Raw genomic sequence first — 20837 nt, forward strand, 5'->3', positions numbered from 1 at the left:
TTTTTGTTCGAGAAATCTAGGCAAAACCAAGAAAAAAGTGAGGACTTATTAAGTAACGGTCTCTAGGACGCCGGCAGGGGGTTTCACGCGACATCATGCGCGAGCAGATACTCGGACTTATTACACCTGCCATGGCATTGATTTTCATGGCGATGTTTCTCGTGCTGTGGAAGCGCGGGAACATGGGGTCCTATGTGCTCGGCTTTGCGGCCGCCTATTTCTGCCTCGGTCTCGGTTTCCTGGTCACGCATCTCGTGCCCGATCCGGGGGCGTTCTACGTTTTTCACGCGACGCAGGTGCTCTATACGTTGGGCACGGGCGCTCTGATCTGGGCAGCGGCGAAGCGGGTGGGGCAGCATGTCTCGATCCGGGCATTAGTCGTCGTCTATGCCGTCTCCGCTCTCACGCTTGCCGCCGCGATATCCCTGTCAGACGATACCGGCCCGCGGCTCTATATCGTCAATACAGGTTATGGCGTGATGATGGTTATCGGAACGATGGCGCTGTTCAACGTGCAGCGGCGCAATGCGATCGACACGCTGATCGCGGTGCTGTTCGCTTTCGCGGCCGTCAATTTTCTCGTCCGGCCGGTGCTGACGCTGATCATCGCGGGCGGGTCGGACGCATCGGCCTATCGCGAATCCATCTATTACTCGGTGCTGAGCGTGGCGGTGACGGTCGCCTCGCTGATGACCGGCGTGGCCCTGATCGGGGCCTGCGCATGGGACATGGTGATAGCCGAGCGTGAGCGCGGGGAACGCGATATGCTGACCGGTCTGCGCGCGCGCCGGGCCTTCGAGCAGGACGCAATCGCGATTATCGACCGGGCCAAGCAGGAAGGCGTACCGGTGGGGCTGGTGGTCGCCGATATCGATCACTTCAAGGCGGTGAACGACGTCTACGGCCACCAGGTCGGCGACAAGGCGATCGCGGCGTTCGGCGGCGTCATTGCCGACATGATCCGCAACAGCGACATCGCCGGGCGCATTGGCGGCGAGGAGTTCTGTATCCTCGCATGGAATTGCGACGGCGAAAAAGCGGAGGCGATGGCGGAGCGCGTCCGTCGGCGTTTCTCGGAGACGGCGGTGCCGGGCATGCCGAGCAACAACCGCCTGTCCGCCAGCTTCGGCGTTGCCGGGCGCGAGGCGGGCGAGGGCTATGGCAAACTGTTCGCGCGCGCCGATGCCGAGCTTTACCGCGCCAAGGAAAGCGGTCGCAACCGCGTCTGCCGCGAGGAGAAGGCGAACGTCGTGACAGAGTTCAGGCCGAAGGATGCCCAGCGCGCATGAGCCGCGGTATCAGGGCCAGCTGCAGCATCGCTCTGAGCGCTAGAAACGCCACGAAAGACAGCCACAAGCCGTCATTTCCCAGCGGCCAGGTCAGCCACAGCAATAGCGCATAACCCACGGACGCTCCTGCCATGCTGAGCAGCAGGGCGCGCGTCCAGCTGGCTCCGACGAACACGCCATCGAGCACGAACCCGGCGACGCCTGCGAAAGGTATGACCACCAGCCATGGCACGAGAGCTCGGGCCTCGACCGCCACTGCCTCGGTCGCTGCAAAGGATTCGAGGATCCAATCGCCGGCCAGGGCGAAGCCTCCGGCGAGTATGGTCGCGACACCAAGCCCGCGCAGCAGGATAGCGCGCATGTAGGCGAGGAAACCGTCGCGGTCGTCCTCGCCATGCCGCTCGCCATTGAGTACCTGCGCCGCATTCTCGAACCCGTCGAGCAAAAGCGCAGAGAACACGAACAGCTGGTAAAGAATGCCGTTGGCAGCCAACACAGCCGCGCCGCGCTCCGCGCCAAGCCGCGTGAGGGCCGAGATCGCGACCATCAGGATCACCGTCCGCAGGAACAGATCGCGGTTGACGGAAAGAAAGGGCTTTAGCGCCTTAAGCGAGATCGAAGCTCGGTCACGGACTGCATCGCGAAGGTCCGATCCGGCGAGTGCGACGACGATTGCGACGCAAGCAGCCAGCTTGGCGAATTCCGCGATAAAGCTGGACCAGCCGATCCCGGCGATCCCCCAGTCGAGCCCCAGGGCCAACCACAGCCCGAGCGCAACGTTGAGCAGGTTGTAGGCCACCTCGATCGCCAGCACCGTTTTCATCCGCCGCCGTCCGACGAGGAAACCGACCATGGCGAAATTGGCCAGCACTGCGGGGGCGCTCCAGTAGCGGATGTCGGCATAGATCACGGCCGCAGTGCGAACCTCACCTTGTGCGCCCAGCGCGTCGAGCAGTGCAGGCAGCAGGATCGGCTTGGCTATGAGCAGAACCGCGGCGATGGCGAGGCCGACCACCAGCCCGCGGATCAGCACGGCGACCTGCTCCGTCGGACCCGACCGAGTGCCGGCTTGCGCGACGAGGCCGGTCGTGCCGGTCTTGAGGAAATTCATCACCGTGAACAGCGCGGCGAACAGCTTGGCCCCGACATCGACCGCACCTTGTGTCGGGGCATCGCCAAGCTGGCCGACGATCCACATATCGCCGATTCCGATCAGGGCAGTCGCGACATTCGTGACCATCGCGGGCAGGGCGATGGCCCAGATCGCGAGGATCGCCGTCCGATCGAGTTTGGCAGGTGTCGATGTCGCGCTCACCGGAACTTGAGACAGGAGCGGGCCATTGAACGCAAGACCACCGAAACCCGAGGACGATAAAATGCCCACACTTTACACGATGCCCGGCACTTGTGCCCTTGCCACCAATATCGCGGTCGCGTGGCTGGATGCTCCGATCGAGGTCGAGAACATGGCCTATGGCGACCAAAAGAAGGACGAGTATCTTGCGATCAATCCCAAGGGCAAGGTGCCTGCCGTCGCGTTCGAAGATGGCGACGTCCTGACCGAGGCCGCAGCGATCCTGAGCTGGCTCGGCGCGGAATACGGCACCGAGGGCTATGCACGCGACAAGGTATTGGGGCGCAAGGAAGCCGAGGCGCTATCTTACCTCACAAGTGAAGTGCATGCCGATTTCGGACCGCATTTCGCCGCAAAGACCTACGCTGAGAGCAAGGATGCGCAAGACGAGGTGAAGGCTGCGGCTTACGACAAACTGCGCAAGCATTTCGATCGGCTGGAGGCCAATTTCGAAGAGTCGGATGGTGACTGGTATCTATTGGATCGCAGCTTCGCCGATGCCTATCTCTATGTCGTCACGCGGTGGATCGAGCAGACCCCGCTGTCGATCGACGACTACCCGACCTTGCGGTCGTTCCGCGATCGGATCCAGCAGGACGATGGAGTCAAGTTGGCACTCGCACGGCAGGACATGAAGCCAGTTTAACATGCGTGGGATCTCGCAATCCTGCCATACATTGAACGCAGCTGGTTCCTGACCGAAGCCGATGGGTATGGCGCGCAGAATTCGGAAAGTCTTCTACGATGGCATGATCCACCAGCGGATGAGGCTCGCGACTACTCCGAGCACCGCAACACTGCCTGACCAGATCGCTGCCATCCACGCGAGGCGCTTCCAAAGCGGCGCGGAAGGTTCGCCGGGCATCAATGGTAGCCCTCGTGGCCGACTTTGCCGCGGAACACCCAGTACGCCCACGCCGTGTAAGCGATGATCAACGGCATGGTAATCGCTACGCCCACGAGCATGAAAATCTGGCTCCGTTCGGGAGCAGCTGCATCCCAGATCGTTATTCCGGGCGGGACAACATAAGGCCACATTGTCACCCCGAGGCCCGCCATACCGAAGAAGAAGAGCGCGATCGACAGCCAGAACGGCTTGCTGTGCCGCTCTGTCTTCAAAGTGCGCAGAAGGGAAATTGCAATAGCGGCCGTGATGATCGGCACAGGCGCTGCGAAATAGATTTCCGGTGCCGTCATCCAGCGTGCTGCGTATTCGGCGTTCAGAAAGACGTTGTAGAGACTTACGGCGCCCATCAGGACCAAAGTCGCCCATGCAGCGCGGATGCCCAGATTTCGCGCATGAGCCTGGCCTTCGCCGTCCAGCTTCCATACCAGCCAGGTTGCTCCCAAGAGAGCATAACCGGCCACTGTGCCGATCCCGGTCAGGAGAGTGTAGGGCGTAAGCCAGTCGAACCAGCTTCCCGCATAACTCCGGTCGACGACCTCAACACCTTGGAGGAGCGCTCCCAGCGTCATACCCTGGGCCATAGCGGCGACAAGCGAGCCACCGGTGAACGCAGCGTCCCACAGCCTACGGTGCGACGGATCGCGCCAGCGATATTCGAATGCGACGCCGCGGAAGACAAGGCCGAGCAGCATGGCGATGACAAGGGGGTATGTGGCTGGCAGCACTACCGAGTAGGCGAGTGGGAAAGCAGCGAAAAGCCCGCCTCCTCCCAATACTAGCCAAGTTTCGTTGCCATCCCAAACCGGTGCGATGGAATTCATCGCCCTATCTCTCTCAGGGCCAACCTCGAATGTCGGGAAAAGAATTCCGATGCCGAGATCGAACCCGTCCATCACGACATAAGCGAAGACGGCGAAGGCAATAATGAAGGCCCAGATTACGGTTAGGTCCATCAAAGGTCCTCCTTGTGTTCGATGTCGACAAGGGCCTGATCGGTCTGGTCCGTCGGGTCCTGGGTCGGCCCCGGCGTGATACCCGCCGTCCTGATCGGGCCGGTATCTCCCCGCTTGACACCCGTTTCGTGCGCATGCGGCGGTTTGTGCATAAGGTGCAGGATATACCAGACACCCGCGCCGAAAACCGCGAAGTAGACCGCGACGAAGGCAAGCAGGGACGTCGCGACGGCTGGGGCATCGAGCGGACTGGCCGCATCGGCCGTTCGCATCAGATTATAGATTACGTAAGGCTGGCGCCCCACTTCCGTTGTGATCCATCCGGCGATGACGGCTACGAAGCCCGACGGTGCCATGGCCAGCGCCGACCTGTGCAGCCAAGTCCAGTCGTAAAGCCTTTTGCGCATGCGTGCGACCAAGCTCCATAGCCCCACGCCGAGCATGGCGAACCCGATACCGATCATTATACGGAACGACCAGAACACGATGGCGACCGGCGGTTGTTCATTGTCCGGAATGGTGTCGAGCCCGGCCAGTGGCGCATCCGGGTCATGTTTCAGAATGAGGCTGGAAAGCTTGGGAATGCCGAAGGCGTATTCCAGCTTCTGTTCTTCATCGTTCGGAATTCCAAACAGATAGAGCGGCGCACCGTCGGGGTAACTGTCATAGTGCCCTTCCATCGCCATGACTTTCTGCGGCTGGTACTCCAGCGTGTTGAGGCCGTGCATGTCTCCGGCGAAAATCTGCACCGGCACGACCAGGGCGGCCATCCACATTGCCATCGAGAACATCTTGCGCGCATGCAAGTTGGCTCGATCCTTGAGCAGATGCCACGCCCCCACACCGCCGACCACGAATGCGGTTGTCAGATATGCCGCGAGCACCGTGTGGACCAACCGATAGGGGAAACTGGGATTGAAGATGATCTCCAGCCAGCTGTCGCCGGGGAGATACTGCCCGTTGGCCCCCATTTCGAAGCCGGTCGGCGTGTGCATCCAGCTGTTTACCGAAAGGATCCAGAAAGCGCTGATGAAGGTGCCGATGGCGACCATCAGGGTGGCCGCAAAGTGCAGCTTTCTTCCCACCCGCTCCATTCCGAACAGCATGACGCCGAGGAATCCTGCTTCCAGAAAGAAAGCGGTTAACACCTCATAAGCCATGAGCGGGCCGATCACGGGCCCGGCTACATCGGAAAACACCGACCAGTTCGTGCCGAATTGGTAGGACATGACGATCCCACTCACGACGCCCATGGCGAACGCGATCGCGAAGATCTTCAACCAGTATTTGAAGAGATCGAGGTAGATCGGTTTGCCCGTCTTGAGCCAGAGCCCTTCCAGCACGGCCAGATAGCTCGCCAATCCGATCGAAAAAGCCGGAAAGATAAAGTGGAAGCTCACCGTGAAGGCGAACTGAATACGGGCCAGCAGGATTGCATCGAGTTGGTCGAACATGATCTTACTCTAGGCCTTTTGCCTGAGGCGAGTGGTGCGAAATTGGCACCGCCTGTTCGGCTGCTTACAACGCGCAGACCGCGCAACGCCGATTGTCGGGCAGGCTACCATCAGATCTGCCCTCTTGCGAGATCGTGGGGTTGAAGATCGCTGTCCCCATTATCGCGAAGCGCATCGGCAAAAGCCCGAGCTTGCGAAAGGTACACCTTGCCGCCCAAATCTTCGACGAAGTGTGTGCGTTCGAGTTTGTCCATGACGGGACCTTTCACCTCCGACAGGTGCAATTTGATGCCGCCATCCTCCAGTCGGTGGTTGATCGCTTCCAGACTTTCCAGACCGGATGCGTCGATAGCATTCACGGCGCTGCACATCAGGATAACGTGATGCAGTTCGGGGTGGTCGGCGACCTCCTCCATTACGAATTCCTCGAGCCAATGGGCATTGAGATAGGTCAGGCTTTCGTCGATGCGGATGGAAAGGATATGCGGATCGGTGAAGACCGCATGGCGTTCGATATTGCGAAAATGCTCGGTTTCGGGAACGCGCCCAACGATTGCAGCATGTGGGCGCGATGCCCTCCACAGGTAAAGCAGCAACCCCACACCGACCCCCGCAATGACGCCTACCTCGACCCCGGCCAGTAGCGTCATGCCGATCGTGGCGATATGCGCGGCGAAATCGGCTTTCGAATAGCGCCACAGCCGCCCCGGAGTTTTTAGATCCACCAGGCTGAGGACAGCCACGATGATCGTAGCAGCCAAGGTGGCGACCGGTAGTGAAGAGAGCAAAGGCGTCAGGAACAGCGAAGCGAGCGCTATTCCGACGGCGGTGAATGCGCCGGCCGCAGGCGTTTCTGCCCCGGCATCGAAGTTGACTGCGGAGCGCGCGAAGCCGCCCGTAACCGGGTATCCACCGGAAAATGCACTGGCGATATTGGCGGCGCCAAGTCCGACCAACTCCTGGTCGGGCGAGATACGCTGCCGGCGTTTCGCTGCGAGCGTTCTGGCAACGGACACGCTTTCGACAAAGCCGATGATCGAGATGAGTAGGGCGGGCACCCAAAGCTGTTCGATCAAATCGAGGTCGGTCGATGGGACTGCAAAGGGCGGTAGCCCTTGGGGAACTTCGCCCACCAGCGCGACCCCGCGTTCTTCGAGCTTGAATATTATCGCAGCGATGATGGTCAGCATGACAGCGACGACAGGCCCGGCTTTCGCCGTGATGTCTGCTGCTCTGGGCCGGAGTCCGAACCGCTCCAGCGCGGGTTTGGCTTCGCTGCGCACCCAGAAAAGAAAAAGCGTTACGGGTATGCCGATAGCCAGTGTCCAAGCGTTCGTCCCGTCCAGAGCAGACCCGAGCGACCCCAGCAATGCAGGCCAGTTGTCACCGTCGGCCCGGATACCGAGGATGTGTTTCAGCTGGCTCGTGGCAATCAGCAATCCGCTGGCGGTAATGAAGCCGCTCACAACCGGGTGAGACAGCAGGTTCGCGAGGAACCCTGCTCGCAATAGTCCAAGAACAGCGAGCATGATGCCGGAAAGGGCTGCAAGAGTGATTGCGGCCTCCAGATATTCTGCCGTTCCCTGCGCTGCTACCGCTCCAGCGGCGCTTGCCGTCATCAGACTGATGACGGCCACCGGGCCAACGGCAAGCGTTCGGCTGGTGCCGAAAATCGCATAGGCGACCAAAGGTAGGATCGACGCGTAAAGTCCTATTACTGGTGGCAGACCCGCAAGCAACGCATAGGCAAGGCTTTGCGGGATCAGCATGATCGTTACGATCGATGCAGCAACCAGATCATTGGTGAGAACCGCCCCGTTGTAAGTCCGGCCCCACTCGAGAATAGGCAAATATCGCTTCAGCATAATTCGGTTACGCCATCGCAGACGAGCGGGCCTGATGCCGTCGAGCAACCGCTCGGAGAAACCGGTCGGCTACCCCACCACCAGCGCGGTTTTCCATCATGGACCTGATCCCCAGACCCACGATTTCCGACACATCTTCGGATCGGAACTCGCCAGTGACCGAAACGCGATCCGGAGGTTTGGTGATCTCTATGCAAGGAGCGCTTTTCTAGGCCTTCAACGCGATGCGATGAGCTGCAACGCCCACGGCCATCGATCCGACAAACACCAGCGCAGGTATCGGAGAGGTCGCCAAAGACGAGATGGCCGGTCCGGGACAAAGCCCTGCCAGTCCCCAACCGATGCCGAAGAGCGCCGAGCCACCGATCAGCTTGCCGTCAAAAAGTCGGGTGCCGGGAAGGTTGAACTCTTCTCCGACCATTGGCGCCGACATCCTTCGCTGAATGAACCAGGCGACAGCCATTACGAGAACGGCGCCACCCATGACGAAAGCAAGGGTCGGATCCCAGTCACCGAAAATATCGAGAAAGCCGCGGACACGGGCCGGGTTCATCATACCGGACAAAGCGAGCCCGAAGCCGAAGATCGATCCTGAAAGCAAGGTAAAGAGGAAACGCATCACCATGCACCTTCCAGAGCGTTGACTATGGCCACGGTTGCCACACCGGCAGCAATGAAAGTTGCCGTTGCCACAAGCGACCGGGGAGAAAGCCGCGACATGCCGCATACCCCGTGGCCGCTGGTGCAGCCGGAGCCCAGGCGAGTGCCGAAACCAACCAGAGTGCCCCCGGCGATTAGCAAGCCTAGACCTGGGGGGAACCTTGCTTCGATAGGCCCAATGGCAGCCTGAAACGCGACTGCTCCTAGAATGAGGCCGACAATGAATAGCGCAGCGATCGGCCAGGGAGGGCTCCCTCCCTCGATCGCAGTGGCACGGGCAAACATGCCGGAGACACCGGCAATACGGCCAAGTCCAAGCAACATGATAGCAGCTGCCAGACCGATCAGCACACCCCCGAGCAATCCTTCGAGTGGCTGGGCCTCTGGAAAACCTGGCAGCATCATACGGCGTTCACCGGGATCTTGATGTAAGACACCCCGTTATCTTCCGGGTCCGGCAAGCGTCCGCCACGGATGTTGACCTGGACGCTCGGCATGATGAGGGTAGGCATGGCGAGGGTCTTGTCGCGGCTGGTCCGCATTTCGACGAACTCTGCCTCGGTCACTCCGTCCTTTACATGGACATTGCCTTCTCTCTGCTGCTTGACTGTCGTTTCCCATGCGTAGTCGTCTCGGCCGGGCGCCTTGTAATCGTGGCAGAGAAACAGGCGTGTTTCGTCGGGAAGCGACAGAAGTCTCCTGATCGAACGAAACAGCTGTCCAGCGTCACCACCGGGAAAATCCGCGCGGGCCGTGCCGAAATCGGGCATGAAGATCGTATCCCCGACGAAGGCCGCATCACCGATAATGAAAGCCATGTCGGCGGGCGTGTGCCCCGGCACGTGCAGGGCTATGCCTTCGAGCTTGCCGAGGGCGAACTTTTCGCCGTCCTCGAAAAGGTGGTCGAACTGCGAACCGTCGCGTTCGAAATCCGTGCCTGCGTTGAAGAGCTTGCCGAACACTTCCTGGACGCGGATGATATCCTTGCCGATAGCCAGCTTGCCTCCCACACGCTCCTGCAAATACGGGGCGGCAGAGATATGATCGGCATGAGCATGCGTCTCGATCAGCCAATTCACTTTCAGCTTTTTGGTATTTACGTATTCGACAACTAGATCGGCGGATCCATGAGAGGTGCGGCCCGATGCTGCCTCGAAGTCGAGAACCGAGTCGATGATGGCCGCTTCGGAGCTTTCCGGATCGTGTACGACATAGCTTACCGTGTTGGTCGCTTCGTCGAAAAAGCCCGCAATACTTGGCCGCGCCGTTTCATCGTCGACGGCGCGCCTCACTTGGTCTTGCGCACGGGAGAGGGCCGCATCAGAAGCACTCATGGCGATATCCTATTATCAATTTCATAAACTATGAATATGTATTGCGTCCGCCTGTGTCAACTGTTACGCGATGCTCATGGCCGAAGCGTTGCATCTGAACCCATCCTCGCAGAGTCTCCGCATCGGCGACTCCGCTCCGTCATTCGCTGCCCGCAGCACAGTGGGACCGGTCGAGTTGGACGACTACCGCGGCAAATGGGTCGCGTTCTTCTCTCATCCCGCGGACTTCACGCCGGTATGCACCTCCGAGTTTGTCGCTCTCGCCAAGCGTGAAAGTGAATTCGCAGAGCGCGGTTGCGCTCTCATCGGCCTTTCGGTCGACAGCCTGTTCTCTCACCTCGCGTGGCTCAGGCTGATCCGTGACAAGTTCGATGTCGAAGTTCGCTTCCCGCTTTTGGAAGACCCGACAATGGTGGTCGGAAGAGCCTATGGAATGATCGCCGGCGATGATGCGGACAGCGCGACGATCAGGAGCACGTATTTTATCGATCCAACAGGCATCATCCGAGCGATTTCAACCTACCCAGCAAACGTCGGGCGTTCGATCTCGGAGATGTTGCGTCTGCTCGATGCGCTACAGGCGGCCGACAGGGAGGGTGCACTCGTGCCTGCGGATTGGCTGAGGGGCGAACCGCTACTCAAGCAGACGAGCACCAGCCTGGACGACGTCTTCGAAAGCGCAGAGGCTGGCGGCTGGTTCACCGAAAAGCATCGACCATGAGCTTCGATGAGCAAATAGATCTCTTCAAGGCGATCGGGCATCCGGTGCGTTTCCGCGTCCTCCAGTCTTTGAGCAGAAGCGAGAAGAGCGTCGGCGAGATCGAAAAAGATACCAAGGTCTCCCAACCCGGCCTGTCGCAGCAGCTTGCGATCCTACGCAAAGCGGAACTGGTGACGACACGCCGGGAGGCAAAGATGGTCTTCTACTCGTTGGAGCGGGAGAAGATCGATCAGATCGCGGACAGCCTCGTCAAGCTCGTAGGGGCACCGCCTGGCTTGCGGGACAATCACAAGAAGCCGACACCGGGCGCTGCGAATTTTGCGCGCGTCATGCGCGACTGAGGCCCATATCTCATCGCCCGTCGCACCCTGTCCCGGTGCCACTCGGCTTGATGGTATCAAATGGTCGGGGAGACTGGATTCGAACCAGCGACCCCTTGTACCCAAAACAAGTGCGCTACCAGGCTGCGCCACTCCCCGACCGGATGTCCCGCAATTCGCTGTAGATGGTGGGCCCGGCAGGACTCGAACCCGCGACCTAGCCGTTATGAGCGGCCAGCTCTAACCAACTGAGCTACAGGCCCCCATGCACCGCATGCGGACGCAAGCGCCTAGCGGCACGGCGCCGGACTGGCAAGCCGCTAGACGACGACGGATTCGATGATTTCCGCAACCGTGGTCGGGTGAACACCGCGCTGGTCGAGGTAGGCGTAGACGGTCCGCAACCAGTCGTAGAAACGGTCGAGGTCGCCTTCGCTGCGCACATAGGGTGTGTGGCCGGGCGACAATGAAGGGCTGTGGAAACTAAGAGTAAGCACCGGTAGCCCGTCGTCGAGCGCGATGTCCACGGCCCTGAGCGCCTCTTCCGCCGATGTGCCCTCGGGCGTCAGGGCAATCCGCTCCAGCATACCGAGCCGCGAAAAGAGGCTGGTGAGCACTGCCGAGTTCCGGGCGAGCGGAAACAGCGCGTCGCCCTGCTTGCGCAGCATGCCCCAGTAAACCGTGGTCAGCGGGAGCTCCAGCAGCTTGCGTTGCACATCGGTCCAGTACGGCGTGCAGGGATGGCCGCGGAAATCGGGCCCGCCTTCGGCGCTGTAATCGAAGCGGCAGCGCACGGAACTGTCGATGGCGATACCGGTCTCCGAAAGCATCGCGGCGGTCGCAGGTCCGACGCCATAGCGACCTGCGCGGTAGATGCGGGGGACGGTGCCGAATTTTTCCTCGATCAGATCGCGCAAGGCCCGGAATTTGGCGCGCTCGAGGTCGGGCGGCAGATTGCCGGAAAAGCTGGTGTGGCGGGTCAGTTCTTCGTCGAAAGGGGGATTGACCCAGGGATGCAACTGGACGCCGACTTCGGCCTCTCCCTTGGCCACAGCACCGCCGATAATGTCTTGCGCGATCGGTGACTGTGCGATGGGCCAGTCGATCAGATAAACCGGCGAGATGCCAAGCGATCCGCAGAACTGCTGGAACTTCGCGATCCGCGGCACGTGGTCGAGCGTGTAACCCTGGCGCGAGAAATCGCCGGTCCAGTCGAATTCCTCCTCGGCATCGACGGTCAGAAGCACCCGCTGCCCGAAATCGGGTGCAAAGCGGACGGCCTGATCGCGCGACGGCGGATGGAGAAGATTCGCGTGTTGAATGTGGCCTGCCCCCCGGCGTGTTCCAATGGCGGGTGATCAGCCCGCCGCGCGACCCGGCGTATCGACAGGGCTAGGTAGCGCCTCTTCCCCGGTCAAGAGTGGCAGCGAGAGGATCAACCATTGGTCGTCGCGCGACAATTCGCCGCCCGCGGCACGCGCCTCCGCCCGCGCAAGGCGGAGCGAGAAGCCCGCACCGAAGATACCGGCGCTCACCGCTCCGGTACCGCCGCGCGCCTCGTGAGAGAAGACGTCGTTTGCGCTGGCCAGCGTAGCCGGCAATTGGGCGCGCAAAGTCGCCTGCCCGTCTTCCGTGCGCAAGTAGAGCTTGATCGTCTCGCCCGCACCGGTCGCGCCCGCGATCGTGGCCAATACGCGCCAGGCGAGCATCTCTGCATCGCCGGTGGTTATCGGCAGCAGCGCGGCATCGGCTTCCAGCTGCGTGGCGAAGCTGGCGACGCGCGGTTTCAGAACCGATTGCAACTGGTCGATCTGGGCATGCGCAATGGCGGCGAAATCCGCCGTTCCGGGCTCGAGATCCAGCGTGCCGGTTTCGAGCCGTGCCAGCCGGTCGAGCTCGTCGAAGCCGGCGAGGATACGCGCACTGTCGCCTGCGATCGAAGCGGCCAGCGCGCGATATTCGTGCGGCGTGGGGCCGAAGACCTGCTGCTGGATGACCTCCGCATTGCCCTGCATCGCATTCACTGGCGTACGCAGCTCGTGGAGCAGCTGGCGCAGGCGGTCGGCGCTGTCCTGGCGGCGATCATCGCTCGCCGCGACAGCCCGGCGGAAGCGCCCGACATAGCCGTAGAACCGGCCTTCGCCGCGGGTGAAGCGGGGAGCGGCATCGACCGTCCATTCGCCTGCAATGGCGTCGCCGCCACGCAGCGTCAGGGTGGCGCTGCGTACTGGCCTGCGATTGAGGAATGCGGCAGCGAACTCGTCTCCGCCCGCGCCATCGCCGCGCCGCTGCGTGAGCGCGGTACCGACCACCATGGGCGCGATCTCGTCCTCCGCCCAGTCGATCCGGCCTTCGGCATCGGTGCCGAACAGGAAGCTGGCGACCGGCTTGCGCTGCACCGCCGGTTCCGGTTCACCCAGCGGCAGCGACGGGGCTTCATCGCCGGTGTTTCCGCGATTGCGCTTGTACGCCTCGATCCGGTCGACGAGGGCGCGGATGCCGCCGGTCGGGGCGGGAGTGGGAACGGGAGGAGCGGCGGGAGCGTCCTCTTCCGGCTCTCCATTCGACAGGACATCGGTGGTTGTGTCATCGCCATCGTTCGCCGCCGACAGCACCAGCGGCGGTGGCACTGCGGGCAGGTCGGCCTCGATCGCTTCGGTCGGCTCCACCTCGTCCAGCAGCTCCAGCATGTCCGGCAAGGGCAATGCTCGGTCCTGCACGCCCAGCCGGTCGAGCACCCGCACGGCATCGTCGGGCAGGTCGCGGCGGTGCCGCAGGAAGCCGCGCGCGCGGATCGGCAGGCGGGGGATGAGGCTTTCCCATTCCTGGCCCGTCAGATGCGCGCGGTATAGCGCGGCTGCCGCGATCTTGGGATGCGCCTCGCCGAACCATTTCACGAGTTCGGGATTGCGGAACCGCCAGCCGTTCTCGCCCACGATGCGGGCGCGCTCATCGACCGGGATCATCTCCGCCAAAGCGATCAGGCGCAGATATGCCGCCGCCTTCAACGCCGGGTCGCCCGCCTGCGGACGCTCGCCCAGCAGGTCGATCAGTTGGCGAAACTGCGTCTTGCCCGCACGCTCGCCCGTCGCGCGGTGGCGCAACACTGTGGCAAGGCGGTCGTCAAAATGCATGGATACTCCGGTGCGGCATCAAGGTTTGCGAAGGGTAAACCATGACGCTCTTTCGCTTTCTATCCGTGTAAGGTTTACGATGAACGGAAACTTGCCTTCGCGTTGCAAAGCGGGACAATTGCTGGCAAAGATAATAATGTTAGCCAAGAGGCTCCAGATGCGTTGTTAACATTTCGCGATGCATGCCGGACCGGGATAACGAAAAGACGCATTTTAGGGGCTCACGGGTCATGGCCAATCTCGACGAAATCGATCGCAAGCTGCTGAGCGAATTGCAGGCCGAAGGGCGCATTACCAATGTCGAGTTGGCCCACCGGGTCGGCTTGACCGCTCCGCCGTGCCTGCGCCGCGTTCGCGCGCTCGAGGACGAGGGCGTGATCAAGGGCTATCACGCCGATCTCGATCCGGGCAAGCTGGGCTTCTCGATCACGGTTTTCGCCATGGTCAGCCTGAAGAGCCAGGCCGAAGACGCGCTGCGCGAATTCGAAGAAGCCATGCGGGATTTGCCGGAGGTGCGCGAGGTCCACATGCTCAATGGCGAGATCGATTTCATCATCAAGATCGTCAGCAAGGATCTGCAGAGCTTCCAGGAATTCCTCACCAGCAAGCTGACTCCGGCGCCGAATGTCGCGAGCGTGAAGACATCGCTGACGATCCGCACCAGCAAGAGCGAGCCGGGCGTACCGCTGGGTAAATAAGGAGGCGGTGCAATGACCGACACCATGCGGGGCCAGTGCCTGTGCGGCGCGGTCGAGATCACCATCGAAGCACCCGCCCACGAGATCGAAATCTGCCAATGCAGCATGTGCCGCCGCTGGAGCGGGGCCATCTACACTGCACAGACCGGCAAGTCGGTCACGATCGAGGGCGAGGACAAGGCCAGCGTTTACCGCTCGAGCGAATGGGCCGAGCGAGCCTTCTGCGGGACCTGCGGCAGCCATTTGTGGTTTCGGTTCCTGCCCACCGGCAATCGCAGCTTCTCCGCGGGGCTGTTCGATGCGGCCTCCTCGCACACCATCGAAAAGGAAATCTTCGTCGACGAAGCGGCGGATTGGTGCCGCATCGAGGGCGATCATCCCCGCCAGACCGGCGCCGAGGTCATCGCCGAGGCCGAAGCGGCGGGCTTCACCTTCGACTGAGCGCTACTCCTCGATCGCGAACAGGTCCGCGAGGATCGTGCCGTTGTCCAAATCCAGCCGGTCCGGATTGGGGCTGTCGTAGAAGACGACCAGCCGCCGCACGCCATCCTCATCGATCATGAACTCGATGCCTTCGGGATGGTCGGCATGCAGTTTCACCGGCAGGTCGAACAATCGCTCGGGCCGGTGGAGGCGAACGGTGTCTTCGTTCTCGGGCGCTTCATTGGCCCAGTTGGTCCATCGGTAGATCGCACAGCGGCCGTCGAGGTCCTGCGTCGGCCCGGCCAGGATCAGCAGGTCGTCCCCATCCGCCAGCAGGTCGCGCATGCCGAGCCCGCCGAGATCGACCAGCCGCTGGTGCGGTTTGCTGGGCAGGTGTAGCTTGCCGGAGTCCTTCGGTTCGATCTGGGGCTCGAGCAGGACGGCGAACGTCTGGATGACCGGGCCGCGCAAGCCGAGCGCCAAGCGCGTCGGGCCACAGGCCGCGATGCCCTCGATGTCCAGCCCGCCTTCCTTCGCCGCCATTCGCATCGACGGGCCGATCAGCGGATCCTTGGCAAGATAGCGCCCCAGCTTGCTGCCGTGGTCGTTCTTCTGCGCCACAAGCCCCGCCTTCCGATCGCCATGCTGCCTGATCGGCACCGCATGGCCATCCTCGTCATAGAGCAGCGGAATGCGGGCCAGCACGCAGCGAGGGCGGGTATCCTTGAGATCGGCGAATTTCTCGAGATCGATGCAATCGGGCTCCGCACCGTCGTCGCGCGGATCGTGGCGGGTGCGCGAATGGCTGCCGGTGACCCAAAGCCAGTCGTCGTGGATCGCCAGTCCTTCGATATCGATCTCTTCCTCGGGGTCCTTGAGCTCGATGAAGTCCTTCAACGGGTAGCGGGTGTGGTTCTCGAACCAGCCGTACTTGCCGGGTGTCAGGCGCTCCACGCCGTGCGCCTCGTCACCCGCCACGAACAGCACATCGCCCGCAAAGGCGCAGGCGGAGATGTCGTGGATCGGATGCGCGTTGTCCTCAGCGTCGCCGTCGAACAGCAGCTTGATATGGCCGACCGGTTCGCGCGGGGTCGGCAGATCGTCGGAGCGGGTGAAGGCTTGCGGTTTCAAGGTCATGCCTATCGAACCGCCGGATGGTCGAAACGTTCACCTTCGTTTGGATTTGAGCCGGGCGGCGCCGACGTGTAGGGTGCGCGCAAAGTTACATCCGGAGAGAGACCCATGGCCACCGTACTCGAAACCAAATCCGCCAATGACGACAGCCACATCCGCGGCTCGGTCAGCGAAGAGGAATGGGCGGTCCGCGTCGATCTCGCGGCGGCCTATCGGCTGGTGGCGCTCTATGGCTGGGACGATCTCATCTTCACCCACCTCTCTGCCCGCGTGCCTGGGCCGGAGCATCACTTCTTGATCAACCCCTACGACATGATGTTCGAGGAGATTACCGCTTCCAGCCTCGTCAAGATCGACACCGAGGGCCAGCCGGTGATCGAGACCTCGCATCCGGTCAATCCGGCGGGCTTCACGATCCACTCCGCGCTGCACATGAATTGCGAGGATGCGCATGCCGTGATGCACCTCCACACGCCCGACGGACAGGCAGTGAGCGCGATGTCCGAAGGCCTGATGGAGCACACGCAGACCGGCATGATCGCGCGCCACGACATCGCTTATCACGAGTACGAAGGCATCGCGACCGATCTCGAAGAGCGCGAGCGTCTGGTCGAGGACATGGGCGACAAGCACGCCATGATCCTGCGCAACCACGGCACGCTGGCGATCGGCAAGACGGTGGCCCAGTGCTTTCTGCGCCTCTATTTTATCGAGCGCGCCTGCACCGCGCAGGTCCGCATGCTGAGCGCGGGCCGCGAGAACCTCAACAATCCGCCGCAGGGCACACCGCAAAAGGTGGAGAGCCAGACGCCTGCTGCCGGCATGGGAATGGTCGCAGACGGGCTCGCCTGGCCCGCATTGCTCCGTAAGCTCGACCGGATCGATCCGAGTTTCCGGGATTGATGGACGAAGAATGAAAAGGGCGCCGCTTCCATCGAAGCGGCGCCCAACTTGCTAAGCTCGGTACATGCGCGAACTCAGTCCTCGCGCTCCTTCAGCCAGTCCTCGAGCCACTTGATCGTGTAATCGCCGGTCCGGACGTCTTCCTGCAGCAGCAACTCCTGATGCAGCGGGATGTTTGTTTTCACGCCCTCGACCACCATTTCTTCCAGCGCGCGCTTGAGGCGCATCATGCAGCGGTCGCGGTCGCGGCCGTAGACGATCAGCTTGGCGATCATGCTGTCATAATAGGGCGGGATCGAATAGCCGGCATAGAGCCCGCTATCGACGCGCACATGCATGCCGCCGGCGGGGTGGTAATGCGTGACCTTGCCGGGGCTGGGCGCGAAGGTGAATGGGTCTTCCGCATTGATGCGGCACTCGATCGCGTGGCCCTTGAACTCGATCTCGTCCTGCGTGACCGACAGGGACTTGCCCGCCGCGATGCGAATCTGTTCGCGCACCAGGTCGACGCCGGTGATCGCCTCGGTGACGGGGTGCTCCACCTGCAGGCGGGTGTTCATTTCGATAAAATAGAACTCGCCGTTTTCCCACAGGAACTCGATCGTGCCCGCGCCGCGATAGGCCATGTCGCGCATCGCTTTAGAGCAGACCTCGCCCATGCGCATGCGCTCTTCATGAGTGATGACGGGGGAGGGCGCTTCCTCCAGCACCTTCTGGTGCCGCCGCTGGAGCGAGCAGTCGCGCTCGCCCAGGTGGATCGCATTGCCTTCGCCGTCGCCGAACACCTGGAATTCGATGTGGCGCGGATTGCCGAGGTACTTCTCGATATAGACGGTCGCATCGCCAAAGGCGGCTTTCGCCTCGCTGCCGGCCTGCTGCATCAGCGTTTCGAGCTGGTCCTCTCTCTCGCAGACCTTCATCCCGCGCCCGCCGCCGCCGCTGGCGGCCTTGATGATGACGGGATAGCCTATCTCCTCGGCGATCTCGCGCGCCTCGGCGATGTCGGAGACCGCGCCTGCAGAGCCTGGCACCAGCGGCAGGCCGAGGTCGCCTGCGCTTTTCTTGGCTGCGACCTTGTCGCCCATGGTGCGGATGTGTTCGGGCTTAGGGCCGATCCACTTGATGTCGTGTGCCTCGACGATCTCGGCGAACTTGGCGTTTTCGGAGAGGAAGCCGTAGCCCGGGTGGATCGCATCCGCCTCGGCGATTTCCGCGGCCGAGATGATGTTTGCGATGTTGAGATAGCTGTCGGTCGCGCTCGGCGGGCCGATGCAGATCGCATGGTCGGCAAGGCGGACGTGCATGGCATCGGCATCGGCGGTGGAGTGCACCGCGACTGTCTCGATGCCCATTTCATGCGCTGCGCGGTGGATGCGCAGCGCGATTTCGCCGCGATTGGCGATCAGAATACGTTTGATATCGGACACGTGAAAACCTCAGCCGATGACGACGAGCGGCTGGTCGAACTCGACCGGCTGGGCGTTCTCGACGAGGATCGCCTTGACCGTGCCGGCCTTGTCGGCAGTGATCGGGTTCATCACCTTCATCGCCTCGACGATGACGAGGGTCTGGCCTTCCTTCACGCTGTCGCCGACCTTGACGAAGTCCGATGCTCCCGGCTCGGGCGCGAGATAGACGGTGCCGACCATCGGAGACTTGATCGCACCGGCATGGTCCGCAGCGGGTGCCGCTTCGGGCGTGGGAGCGGCAGCTGCGGGGGCCGGAGCGGCTGCGGGAGCCGCTGCCGCAGCGGCCACCTGCGCCGGGGCCATCGCCACGCCGCCGCCGCGCGAGACGCGGATCATGCGGTCGCCGTCTTCGACCTCGATTTCGGTGAGGCCGGTATCGGCCAGCATTTCCGCCAGTTCGCGGACCATTGCGATATCGATGTTCATACCGGACTTGCCGGCGCTGCCCTTGTGATCGGCCATGGTTACCCTTGTTGTAGCTTTGCAGCGCCTATGCGCCGCAGCGGCGCGCAAGACAAGGGGGTGACAATCCGATTTAGAGCGCCGCGGCCTTCTCCAACGCTACGGCATAGCCGCGCGGGCCCAGGCCCTTGACCTCGTCCACCGCGCCCATGCCGACATAGGATATGTGGCGGAATTCCTCGCGTTTCGCGGGGTCGGACAGATGCACCTCGATTACCGGCACGCCGATCGCCTTGATCGCGTCGAGCAGCGCGATGGAAGTGTGGGTATAGGCCCCCGCATTGAGCAGCACCGCCTTCGCCCCGACCTCGCGCGCCTCGTGCAGCCAGTCGACCAGGACGCCCTCGTGATTGGTCTGCCGCATGTCGATGGCGAGGCCAAGTTCCTGCGCCTTGGCCTCGAGCATGCGGGCGATATCGTCGAGCGTGTCGGAGCCGTAAATCTCCGGCTCGCGCGTGCCGAGCAGGTTGAGGTTGGGGCCGTTGAGGACGAAGACGGTGGCGGTCATGCGGCAGGGTTAGCGGGAGTTGGCACGGGTGAAAAGGTGCCTGCCCACTAACGACCCCATTGCAGACGATCAGCGGCGAACCAGAACAAACGTAGGTTCTCCACTCGAGATCACATCAAGACAACCGAAGCCCATCTGGAAACGATAGTGTTTCGGTGAGCTTTCTATGCAGCGCCAAGCCTTCTGAGGTTGCGGATGCTGCGGTTTGTCTTTGCCAATCGAATGACAGCAGGTCTGCCCGGTCTGCATCTGACCAAGGGGCTGGACTGTGTATTGGAAAATACTTGATCATCGGAAAACGCTAGCGGCTGACGGAGACCAACGCTACGCCTCTAAATGTCCGTTTACCACCCCGGTTGCGTACTGGGTCCGAGCCTGCCACCCAACCTTTGGATGGATGCTAAGACAAAGGTGTAGGGACCGCTGAAATGCTTGAACCACTCATCATATTGGCAGTTGCAGCGATGTATTGCCGGTATGCCTATCTTTACGCCCCACCATCTTTGGAAAGGTGGGCTCGGATCCTTTACTCATGCATACCACTTGCATCGCTTGTCTTCATGGTATGCGTCGGCGCTATTGCCCCCGATTTGGATGAGGAATGGCAGGCCATCGTGATTGGTTCGTTTGCCTTGCCTATCCTGGCCATTTCCTTCGTCGCAGTGAAAACTTTGCGGAATATGGCCCACGAGAGAGGCAAAGACTCTTAGTAATGCAATGCGTAGCGCGCGTCCGCTCCCCACCCCATTGCCGCCCTTGAGGTGCGGCACTACTGATCCGAACCCTTCACCTTCCCCCACTGACGCGCCGCCGTGTACCCGAGATAGCCCGTGCCAAATAGCGCATAGAGCGCATCCGGCAGCGCGGCGAGGTAGCGGGTCATGCCGGTACCGATGTTGTGCGCGGCTTGCGCGTCGAAGGCGGCGATCACGCCCATCGGCACGCTGAACAGGATCAGAGCATACATCACATAGAGGAAGCTGGGCCGTGCGCGGCTGGTCCAGGGATCGGCGCTTTGCGCCTCGGCGACAATGGCGGAGAGGCGCGCTTCGATGGCCTTCAGTTCCTGCGTACCCTCCAGCGCGATGAGTTCGAGCTTGGCCTTGGCGCGCGCTTCCTTGTCCGGGATCACCTTGTCGATGATCGAGGCGATGGGGCCGATGAGCGAATCGATGAGGGGCATGGCGCGGTCTCCGTCGGTTGGGTACGACGACTTAACTAACCAATACGGTTCATGTAGGAAAGCGGG

Annotated in this window: 22 protein-coding genes and 2 tRNA genes; 7 read left to right on the forward strand and 17 right to left on the reverse strand. The window is 61.8% G+C overall.

The genetic code is table 11. The annotated features are described in order from the left end of the window. Positions 1-131: 131 nt before the first annotated feature. Positions 132-1289 carry a GGDEF domain-containing protein gene (locus tag Q9K02_RS06580; RefSeq protein ID WP_305932175.1) on the forward strand — a complete coding sequence of 386 codons (1158 nt, stop codon included), beginning with the start codon at positions 132-134 and terminating at the stop codon, positions 1287-1289. Here the strand turns inward: Q9K02_RS06580 and Q9K02_RS06585 are convergent. Continuing rightward, positions 1261-2604, reverse strand: coding sequence for an MATE family efflux transporter (locus Q9K02_RS06585; protein ID WP_305932176.1), 1344 nt, complete (start codon positions 2602-2604; stop codon positions 1261-1263). The two genes, Q9K02_RS06580 and Q9K02_RS06585, sit on opposite strands and share 29 nt — an antisense overlap. 61 nt (positions 2605-2665) lie before the next feature. Between Q9K02_RS06585 and Q9K02_RS06590 the strand changes: the two genes are divergently transcribed. Further along, positions 2666-3289 (forward strand): glutathione S-transferase family protein, encoded by a 624-nt coding sequence (locus tag Q9K02_RS06590; RefSeq protein WP_305932177.1) that lies wholly within the window; start codon positions 2666-2668, stop codon positions 3287-3289. 93 nt (positions 3290-3382) lie between these two features. Here Q9K02_RS06590 and Q9K02_RS06595 read toward each other — a convergent pair whose 3' ends face one another. The 7 genes from Q9K02_RS06595 to Q9K02_RS06625 form a co-directional block, all read right to left on the reverse strand. Next, positions 3383-3508, reverse strand: coding sequence for a DUF2474 domain-containing protein (locus Q9K02_RS06595; protein ID WP_305932178.1), 126 nt, complete (start codon positions 3506-3508; stop codon positions 3383-3385). Continuing rightward, the gene (gene cydB / locus Q9K02_RS06600) at positions 3508-4503 is read right to left on the reverse strand and encodes a cytochrome d ubiquinol oxidase subunit II (RefSeq protein WP_305932179.1); all 996 of its coding nucleotides are present in this window, start codon (positions 4501-4503) and stop codon (positions 3508-3510) included. The genes Q9K02_RS06595 and cydB overlap by 1 nt, the downstream gene beginning before the upstream one ends. Continuing rightward, the gene (locus Q9K02_RS06605; RefSeq protein ID WP_305932180.1) at positions 4503-5957 is read right to left on the reverse strand and encodes a cytochrome ubiquinol oxidase subunit I; all 1455 of its coding nucleotides are present in this window, start codon (positions 5955-5957) and stop codon (positions 4503-4505) included. Before Q9K02_RS06605 ends, cydB begins: the two co-directional genes overlap by 1 nt. Before the next feature lie 110 nt (positions 5958-6067). Continuing rightward, positions 6068-7870 (reverse strand): SulP family inorganic anion transporter, encoded by a 1803-nt coding sequence (locus Q9K02_RS06610; RefSeq protein ID WP_305932181.1) that lies wholly within the window; start codon positions 7868-7870, stop codon positions 6068-6070. Positions 7871-8030: 160 nt separating this feature from the next. Further along, positions 8031-8441, reverse strand: coding sequence for a DUF6691 family protein (locus Q9K02_RS06615; RefSeq protein ID WP_305932182.1), 411 nt, complete (start codon positions 8439-8441; stop codon positions 8031-8033). Beyond that, entirely contained in the window at positions 8441-8884 is a 444-nt protein-coding gene (locus Q9K02_RS06620) for a YeeE/YedE family protein (RefSeq protein ID WP_479692279.1), read from the reverse strand. Before Q9K02_RS06620 ends, Q9K02_RS06615 begins: the two co-directional genes overlap by 1 nt. Next, a complete protein-coding gene (locus tag Q9K02_RS06625) occupies positions 8884-9816 on the reverse strand; it encodes an MBL fold metallo-hydrolase (protein WP_305932184.1) in 933 nt (310 codons plus the stop codon). The genes Q9K02_RS06620 and Q9K02_RS06625 overlap by 1 nt, the downstream gene beginning before the upstream one ends. 76 nt (positions 9817-9892) lie before the next feature. Between Q9K02_RS06625 and Q9K02_RS06630 the strand changes: the two genes are divergently transcribed. Together Q9K02_RS06630 and Q9K02_RS06635 are read left to right on the forward strand one after the other, a co-directional pair. Beyond that, positions 9893-10537 (forward strand): peroxiredoxin, encoded by a 645-nt coding sequence (locus Q9K02_RS06630; RefSeq protein WP_305932185.1) that lies wholly within the window; start codon positions 9893-9895, stop codon positions 10535-10537. Then, on the forward strand, positions 10534-10878 hold the full coding sequence (locus Q9K02_RS06635) for an ArsR/SmtB family transcription factor (RefSeq protein WP_305932186.1): 345 nt from the start codon (positions 10534-10536) through the stop codon (positions 10876-10878). Before Q9K02_RS06630 ends, Q9K02_RS06635 begins: the two co-directional genes overlap by 4 nt. Before the next feature lie 61 nt (positions 10879-10939). Here the strand turns inward: Q9K02_RS06635 and Q9K02_RS06640 are convergent. The 4 genes from Q9K02_RS06640 to Q9K02_RS06655 all read right to left on the reverse strand — a co-directional run bounded on the left by Q9K02_RS06640 (position 10940) and on the right by Q9K02_RS06655 (position 13991). After that, positions 10940-11016 (reverse strand) — tRNA-Pro (locus Q9K02_RS06640). A gap of 27 nt (positions 11017-11043) precedes the next feature. Further along, positions 11044-11120, reverse strand: a tRNA-Ile gene (locus Q9K02_RS06645). Between the two features lie 57 nt (positions 11121-11177). Continuing rightward, positions 11178-12179, reverse strand: a complete 1002-nt coding sequence (locus tag Q9K02_RS06650) for a polysaccharide deacetylase family protein (protein WP_422785447.1) — start codon at positions 12177-12179, stop codon at positions 11178-11180. Positions 12180-12215: 36 nt separating this feature from the next. Continuing rightward, complete coding sequence (locus Q9K02_RS06655; protein WP_305932188.1) at positions 12216-13991, reverse strand: sensor histidine kinase; 1776 nt, start codon at positions 13989-13991, stop codon at positions 12216-12218. A gap of 230 nt (positions 13992-14221) precedes the next feature. On the opposite strand from Q9K02_RS06655, the gene Q9K02_RS06660 reads away from it, so the two are divergent. Together Q9K02_RS06660 and Q9K02_RS06665 are read left to right on the forward strand one after the other, a co-directional pair. Next, positions 14222-14689, forward strand: coding sequence for an Lrp/AsnC family transcriptional regulator (locus tag Q9K02_RS06660; RefSeq protein WP_305932189.1), 468 nt, complete (start codon positions 14222-14224; stop codon positions 14687-14689). A 12-nt stretch (positions 14690-14701) separates the two neighbouring features. Further along, entirely contained in the window at positions 14702-15130 is a 429-nt protein-coding gene (locus Q9K02_RS06665) for a GFA family protein (protein WP_305932190.1), read from the forward strand. A 3-nt stretch (positions 15131-15133) separates the two neighbouring features. On the opposite strand, the gene Q9K02_RS06670 is transcribed toward Q9K02_RS06665, so the two are convergent. Then, complete coding sequence (locus tag Q9K02_RS06670) at positions 15134-16249, reverse strand: DUF3616 domain-containing protein (protein ID WP_305932191.1); 1116 nt, start codon at positions 16247-16249, stop codon at positions 15134-15136. Between the two features lie 105 nt (positions 16250-16354). Between Q9K02_RS06670 and Q9K02_RS06675 the strand changes: the two genes are divergently transcribed. Further along, the gene (locus Q9K02_RS06675) at positions 16355-17149 is read left to right on the forward strand and encodes a class II aldolase/adducin family protein (RefSeq protein ID WP_305932192.1); all 795 of its coding nucleotides are present in this window, start codon (positions 16355-16357) and stop codon (positions 17147-17149) included. A 74-nt stretch (positions 17150-17223) separates the two neighbouring features. Here the strand turns inward: Q9K02_RS06675 and accC are convergent, their stop codons facing one another. From accC to Q9K02_RS06695, 4 genes are all read right to left on the reverse strand, one after another. Further along, positions 17224-18576 (reverse strand): acetyl-CoA carboxylase biotin carboxylase subunit, encoded by a 1353-nt coding sequence (accC, locus tag Q9K02_RS06680; protein ID WP_305932193.1) that lies wholly within the window; start codon positions 18574-18576, stop codon positions 17224-17226. Between the two features lie 9 nt (positions 18577-18585). After that, positions 18586-19080, reverse strand: a complete 495-nt coding sequence (accB, locus tag Q9K02_RS06685) for an acetyl-CoA carboxylase biotin carboxyl carrier protein (RefSeq protein WP_305932194.1) — start codon at positions 19078-19080, stop codon at positions 18586-18588. Positions 19081-19153: 73 nt separating this feature from the next. Then, entirely contained in the window at positions 19154-19588 is a 435-nt protein-coding gene (locus tag Q9K02_RS06690; RefSeq protein ID WP_305932195.1) for a type II 3-dehydroquinate dehydratase, read from the reverse strand. 769 nt (positions 19589-20357) lie between these two features. Further along, on the reverse strand, positions 20358-20771 hold the full coding sequence (locus Q9K02_RS06695; RefSeq protein WP_305932196.1) for a holin family protein: 414 nt from the start codon (positions 20769-20771) through the stop codon (positions 20358-20360). Positions 20772-20837 lie beyond the last annotated feature (66 nt).

The organism is Qipengyuania profundimaris, assembly GCF_030717945.1.
GTDB classification, from domain to species: Bacteria; Pseudomonadota; Alphaproteobacteria; order Sphingomonadales; family Sphingomonadaceae; genus Qipengyuania; species Qipengyuania profundimaris.

Excerpts from the sequence above, each read along its gene's own strand:
- Q9K02_RS06590 (WP_305932177.1), top strand. The coding sequence starts at position 2,666 with ATGCCCACACTTTACACGATGCCCGGCACTTGTGCCCTTGCCACCAAT.
- Q9K02_RS06595 (WP_305932178.1), bottom strand. The coding sequence starts at position 3,508 with ATGCCCGGCGAACCTTCCGCGCCGCTTTGGAAGCGCCTCGCGTGGATG.
- cydB (WP_305932179.1), bottom strand. The coding sequence starts at position 4,503 with ATGGACCTAACCGTAATCTGGGCCTTCATTATTGCCTTCGCCGTCTTC.
- Q9K02_RS06630 (WP_305932185.1), top strand. The coding sequence starts at position 9,893 with ATGGCCGAAGCGTTGCATCTGAACCCATCCTCGCAGAGTCTCCGCATC.
- Q9K02_RS06675 (WP_305932192.1), top strand. The coding sequence starts at position 16,355 with ATGGCCACCGTACTCGAAACCAAATCCGCCAATGACGACAGCCACATC.
- Q9K02_RS06660 (WP_305932189.1), top strand. The coding sequence starts at position 14,222 with ATGGCCAATCTCGACGAAATCGATCGCAAGCTGCTGAGCGAATTGCAG.
- accB (WP_305932194.1), bottom strand. The coding sequence starts at position 19,080 with ATGGCCGATCACAAGGGCAGCGCCGGCAAGTCCGGTATGAACATCGAT.
- Q9K02_RS06580 (WP_305932175.1), top strand. The coding sequence starts at position 132 with ATGGCATTGATTTTCATGGCGATGTTTCTCGTGCTGTGGAAGCGCGGG.
- Q9K02_RS06615 (WP_305932182.1), bottom strand. The coding sequence starts at position 8,441 with ATGCGTTTCCTCTTTACCTTGCTTTCAGGATCGATCTTCGGCTTCGGG.
- Q9K02_RS06655 (WP_305932188.1), bottom strand. The coding sequence starts at position 13,991 with ATGCATTTTGACGACCGCCTTGCCACAGTGTTGCGCCACCGCGCGACG.
- Q9K02_RS06670 (WP_305932191.1), bottom strand. The coding sequence starts at position 16,249 with ATGACCTTGAAACCGCAAGCCTTCACCCGCTCCGACGATCTGCCGACC.
- Q9K02_RS06625 (WP_305932184.1), bottom strand. The coding sequence starts at position 9,816 with ATGAGTGCTTCTGATGCGGCCCTCTCCCGTGCGCAAGACCAAGTGAGG.
- Q9K02_RS06635 (WP_305932186.1), top strand. The coding sequence starts at position 10,534 with ATGAGCTTCGATGAGCAAATAGATCTCTTCAAGGCGATCGGGCATCCG.
- Q9K02_RS06695 (WP_305932196.1), bottom strand. The coding sequence starts at position 20,771 with ATGCCCCTCATCGATTCGCTCATCGGCCCCATCGCCTCGATCATCGAC.
- Q9K02_RS06620 (WP_479692279.1), bottom strand. The coding sequence starts at position 8,884 with ATGCTGCCAGGTTTTCCAGAGGCCCAGCCACTCGAAGGATTGCTCGGG.
- Q9K02_RS06605 (WP_305932180.1), bottom strand. The coding sequence starts at position 5,957 with ATGTTCGACCAACTCGATGCAATCCTGCTGGCCCGTATTCAGTTCGCC.
- Q9K02_RS06690 (WP_305932195.1), bottom strand. The coding sequence starts at position 19,588 with ATGACCGCCACCGTCTTCGTCCTCAACGGCCCCAACCTCAACCTGCTC.
- Q9K02_RS06665 (WP_305932190.1), top strand. The coding sequence starts at position 14,702 with ATGACCGACACCATGCGGGGCCAGTGCCTGTGCGGCGCGGTCGAGATC.